Raw genomic sequence first — 5,254 nt, forward strand, 5'->3', positions numbered from 1 at the left:
CCAGGCGGCGATGCACAGCACGAAGAACACCACGTCGCGCAGGTCGAGCACGCCGCGGGTGATGGCCTGGAAATGGGTGAGGAAACTGAGGCCGGCGAAGGCGTCCACCAGCGGCTGCGGCGCCCAGGCGCGCACCATGTCCAGCGCCATCGGGAAACCCGCCAGCAGGAACAGCAGGCACACCACCACGGTAAGGATGAAGGCCACCACCTGGCTGCGCGTGGCCGCCGAAAGCGCCCCACCCACGGCCAGGAAGGCGCCGGCCATCAGCCAACTGCCCAGGTAGCTGGCGACGATGACGCCGTGGTCGGGTTCACCCAGCCAGGCCACGGTGATCCACATCGGGAAAGTGAGCGCCAGCGCCAGGCCCAGGAAGGCCCAGGCCGCCAGGAACTTGCCCAGCACCGCCTGCCAGGCCGTCAGCGGCAGGGTAAGCAGCAGCTCGAGCGTGCCGGCCTTGCGTTCTTCGGCCCACAGCCGCATCGCCACCGCCGGCGCCAGCAGCAGGTAGAGCCAGGGGTGGAAGCTGAAGAAGGCCTGCAGGTCGGCCTGCCCGGTTTCGTAGAAGTTGCCCAGGTAAAAACTGAAGGCACCCGACAGCACCAGGAAGATGACCAGGAACACCGCCGCCAGCGGCGTGGCGAAATAGGCGCCGAACTCGCGGCGCAGCACCGGCCAGACGCCGTTCATGCCTGCTCCTCCGGGGTGGTGATGCGGCGGAAGACTTCGTCCAGGCGGCCACGTTCGGGCTGCAGGCCGCTGTGTTCGACGCCTCGCTGGCGCAGGCGTTCGGCCACCGCTTCGGTGGAAACCGGCCGGCCCTGCGGGAAGACATAAAGCCGGCCGTCGCTGCTTTCCTGGTGGAAACCGCTGACGCCCGGCATGCCATCGAGCGCCGCGCGCGCGGCGATGCTGTCGGCGGCCAGCAGCGACACCGCGCCCTGGTAGCGCGAGCGCGCCAGCAGCTCGGCCGGCGTGGCGTCGGCCAGCACCTTGCCGCGGGCGACGATCATGGCGCGGCTGCACACCGCCTCGACTTCCTCGAGGATGTGCGTGGACAGCAGCACCGTGCGGTCGCGGGCGAGCTCGCGGATGAGGCTGCGCACCTCGTGCTTCTGGTTGGGATCCAGGCCGTCGGTGGGTTCGTCCAGCACCAGGGCCGGCGGGTCGTGCAGGATCGCGGCGGCCAAGCCGACGCGGCGCTTGAAGCCCTTGGACAGGGTATCGATGGGCTGGTGCAGCACGCCCTGCAGCGAAAGGCGGCCGATCACGGCGTCCAGGCGCCCGCGGCGGGCATCGCCGCGCAGGCCGCGCACGTCCGCGATGAAACCCAGGAAACCCAGCGGGCTCATTTCGCCGTAACCCGGCGCGCCTTCCGGCAGGTAACCCAGGGCCCGGCGCGCGGCCATCGGCGCCGTCTGCACGTCGTGGCCACAGACGCGGGCGGTGCCGGCGCTGGGCGCCAGGAAACCCGCGATCATCTTCATCGTGGTGGACTTGCCGGCCCCGTTGGGGCCCAGGAATCCCAGCACTTCGCCGGGTTCGACCTTGAAACTGATGCCGTCCACGGCCAACAGGCGGCCGTAGCGTTTGTGCAGGGCATTGGCTTCGATCATCGGGTCTGGGTTCTCGCTGTCTCCATAAACAACAGGGCGGGCACTGTGGCCCGCCCTGCGTGTTTCTTTACTCGGCGGACTCGGTTTCTTCCGCTTCGGCCGGGGCGTCTTCAGCCCCGGCTTCACCTTCCTGGCCGGGCGGCGGGCTGGCTGCGCCTTCCGCGACCGGCTCGGGCACCAGCTGCACCGCGGCACCCGGCATTTCATCACCGACCTTCACCGGCCAGTAAGCCTGGAACTCGGCGTTGTCGGAGAGCATGTCCTCGATCTCGATGAGGTAGTCCTCGTAGGGACGCTCGGCGGTTTCGGCGCCGCGCACCATCGCCCAGGCACGGATCAGGTCGCGCACGCGCGGCAGCGCCGGCGCCGGACCCACGTAGGTAGTGGTGACCGCGCGATGGGCCGGGACCTGCAGATACACGACCGGGTTGGCGGTGTTGTTGCGGCCGGGCTTGATCTCGATGTCCAGCACTTCGGGCATGACGCTCGCGTCCAGCGGGGCGTCCAGGGAAACACGCTCCTGGGCGATCTCGGCGATGCGCTCTTCGGCGTTGGCACCCTCGGCGGCGGCTTCCTCGCCGCCCTCGGCGGCTTCTTCGCCGTCGGTGGCGGCGACGTCGTCGCCTTCTTCGGTTGCTTCTTCTTCACCGGCCGGGCCGGTGCCTTCCGGACGGACCGGCATCACCACGTCGAAGCCATAGGCGTCGGCGCCGAACTCGTTGGTGACGATGCGCAGCGGGCCGGCGGACTCGAGGTCGTTTTCTTCCATGACCTGCTCGATCCACTTGAGCTGGTTGGTCATGGCGACGGCGATGTCGTCGTTGGCGCGCTTGGCCGTGGCGGTGGCCGACAGCACGTTCTGCGCCGGCAGGTCGACGAAGGCGAACTCGGCGTCGTGCTGGCTGTAGTCAAAGCGCGGGATCGTGGCGATCAGGTTGCTGAACTTGCCCAGGCCGAGCTTCATGTCTTCGCCGACGTTGTCGGTGATGTACAGGCCGGCGTAGCGACCCAGCAGGTCGTAGCCATACTCGACGTTGAAGGTCTGGGTGATCTTGACGTTCTGCTTGCGCTGGCCGGTGCGCTCGAAGTCGAAGGTCATGGTCTTGTTGGAACCGCGACCCGGGGTGTCGAGGGCGTAGACGATCTTGCGGCCCGGCTCGAACTCGACCAGCTCCCAGCTGCCCTCGCCGACCGTGGCGTCGTCGGAATAGAAAGCCAGCTTGGCACCGACACCCGATTCGGGGCCGGAAACGGTCAGCTTCATGCGCGGATCGTGGTTGACCAGGGCGTTCCAGTCACCAAACCGGGTGTAGCTGGACAGGATGTCGTTCACGGTCGACATCGGACGGTTGGTCTCCACGGAGTGGGACACCGTGCGCGAAGCCGGCAGGAACAATGCGATCACGACGAACAGCGCGACGACGATCAGCAGGGAAATAAGCCACTCGATAACTCGGGTCATTCGGGAATTCTCCAGGAACGGCCCCCAGCCGGAAGACGTGCCCGGCCGCAGGAACGGGAGAGGATATCAGGTCAGGACGGCCCCCGGCAGGGGGTTTTTGTTACGGGCACGACAAGGCCGCCGTGGCGGCCCGCACGGCCTTATACCAGCTTGAGTTCGAAGGCCTTGAGCACCGCACGGGTGCGGTCGCGAACGCCCAGCTTGGACAGGATGTTCGAGACGTGGTTTTTCACGGTGCCTTCGGCCACGCCCAGGGAGTTGGCGATTTCCTTGTTGGAGAAGCCGCCGGCCATCAGGCGCAGGATTTCGGTCTCGCGGTCGGTCAGCGGGTCGGGCTGGTCGAGGCTGACGAATTCGTTCTGCAGGCCCTCCAGGCCCGACAGCAGGCGCTGGGTGACCGCCGGCTGCACCAGAGAGCCGCCATCCGCCACCGTCTGGATGGCCGACACCAGCTGGTCGAGCGACACGTCCTTGAGCAGGTAGCCGCGGGCGCCGGCGCGGATGCCGGCCAGCACCAGCTGGTCGTCGTCGAAGGTGGTCAGGATGATGGTCGGCGGCAGTTCGCCCTTGGCGCCCAGCGCCTGCAGGGCCTCCAGGCCGGACATCACCGGCATGCGCATGTCCATCAGCACCACGTCGGGCTTGATCTGCGGGATCAGCTCGACCGCCTGGCGGCCGTCGCCGGCCTCGGCCACGACCTCGATGTTGTCGGCCAGCTCCAGCAGGGACTTCACGCCCTGGCGAACCAGGGTCTGGTCGTCGACTAGGCACACGCGGATCATGCGGATTTCTCCAGTGGAAGTCGGATGTCGAGCGCGAAGCCCTTGCCTCGCCCGGTGATGATATCCACCTGGCCGCCACAGCTGGCCAGGCGTTCGCGCATGCCGCGAAGGCCGTTGCCCGGCGCCAGGTTCTCGGTGCCGGCGCCGTCGTCCCGGGCCTGGATGCGCAGGCCGCCGGCATCGCGGCTGAGGCTGAGCCAGAGCGTGGACGCGCCGGCATGGCGCACGGCATTGGTGATGATTTCCTGGGCGCAGCGCAGCATCACGTGCGCACATTCAGGGTCCTCGACCAGCAGCGGGTCGGGCATGTCCAGCCGGATGTCCAGGGCCGGCACGCCCTCGGCCAGGGTGCGCACGGCGCCGCTGAGGTCGACGGCGCCGTCGTGGCGCATCTCGTTCACCGCCTCGCGCACGTCGGTAAGCAGCAGCTTGGCCAGGGTATGGCTCTGGCGCACGTGTTCCTGGGCCTTGCCCTCGGTCAGGTGGCCGGCGACTTCCAGGTTCAGGCTCAGGGCGGTCAGGTGGTGGCCCAGCAGGTCGTGCAGTTCGCGGGAGATGCGCACGCGCTCGCTCATGCGCGAGCTTTCGGCCAGCAGGGCGCGGGTGGCGCGCAGTTCGGCGTTCAGGCGGCGCTGTTCTTCGCGTTCCTGGGCCTGCTGCATGGCGATAAGGCCGATGACCATCGCGAAGCTGGAATAACCCAGGTACAGCATGGCCTGCAGCACCGCGATACCCGGGGTGAAGCCTTCGGCCTGGGCGAAAACCGGGATCAGGGCGGCGTGCTGGAGCACCAGCCAGATAACGCCCACCCGCAGCGGCACCATCCAGGGGATGACGCCGGCGATGATCATCATCAGGATGGCGCCCATGCCGGTGCCGGTTTCGTTGCTGACCACGATCGCCGACAGCGTCAGCGCCGCCAGCATCACGATGTCCATGGGCCGCGAGCGGCGCCGGCCCAGGGCGTGGGTGATCAGCCAGTAGATAAGGCCGAAGGCCAGGTAGGCCAGGAGGACCAGGGCCGGGCCGCCCAGCCATTCGCCCAGCCAGCCGCCAGTGCCGTCCAGGGCGGGGTCCACCGCCGGGAAGTACAGGGAGAACACCACCAGCGGGATGCCCAGGGCCACCCAGGTGAACAGGCCGGCGTAGCGCAGCAGCTGGGTATGGCTCAGTCGGTTCAGCATCGGCGCATCTTACGGCGGTCTTGCCGCCGTGCACGCCCCCGGAAGTCATGCCGCCCCTCCGCCCCCCTCGCCGGGGCGGCCGTGCGATAATCCCGCCCCGATCGTCCGCCTCCCCCCGGGCGGCCCTGAAGCCATCGGAGTTTTTAGTCCCATGCCGATCACCATCCGCGACGTGCGCGAGCACGAGCTGGATTCCGTCGTAGCCGTGAA

At 68.2% G+C, this 5,254-nt stretch carries 5 protein-coding genes; all 5 read right to left on the minus strand.

The features are described from left to right. On the minus strand, positions 1-690 hold a 690-nt coding region (locus tag AACZ35_RS12035; protein ID WP_339829614.1), incomplete at its 3' end, for an ABC transporter permease. Further along, positions 687-1,616 carry an ATP-binding cassette domain-containing protein gene (locus AACZ35_RS12040; RefSeq protein ID WP_339829617.1) on the minus strand — a complete coding sequence of 310 codons (930 nt, stop codon included), beginning with the start codon at positions 1,614-1,616 and terminating at the stop codon, positions 687-689. The genes AACZ35_RS12040 and AACZ35_RS12035, both read right to left, overlap by 4 nt. Positions 1,617-1,683: 67 nt before the next feature. Further along, positions 1,684-3,078, minus strand: a complete 1,395-nt coding sequence (locus AACZ35_RS12045; protein ID WP_339829620.1) for an SRPBCC family protein — start codon at positions 3,076-3,078, stop codon at positions 1,684-1,686. Positions 3,079-3,218: 140 nt separating this feature from the next. Further along, on the minus strand, positions 3,219-3,860 hold the full coding sequence (locus tag AACZ35_RS12050; protein ID WP_339829623.1) for a response regulator transcription factor: 642 nt from the start codon (positions 3,858-3,860) through the stop codon (positions 3,219-3,221). After that, positions 3,857-5,044, minus strand: coding sequence for a sensor histidine kinase (locus AACZ35_RS12055; RefSeq protein ID WP_339829626.1), 1,188 nt, complete (start codon positions 5,042-5,044; stop codon positions 3,857-3,859). The genes AACZ35_RS12050 and AACZ35_RS12055 overlap by 4 nt, the downstream gene beginning before the upstream one ends. Between the last annotated feature and the right edge of the window lie 210 nt (positions 5,045-5,254).

The sequence above is a fragment of the uncultured Arenimonas sp. genome (assembly GCF_963976025.1).
In the GTDB taxonomy this organism is placed as follows: domain Bacteria; phylum Pseudomonadota; class Gammaproteobacteria; order Xanthomonadales; family Xanthomonadaceae; genus Arenimonas.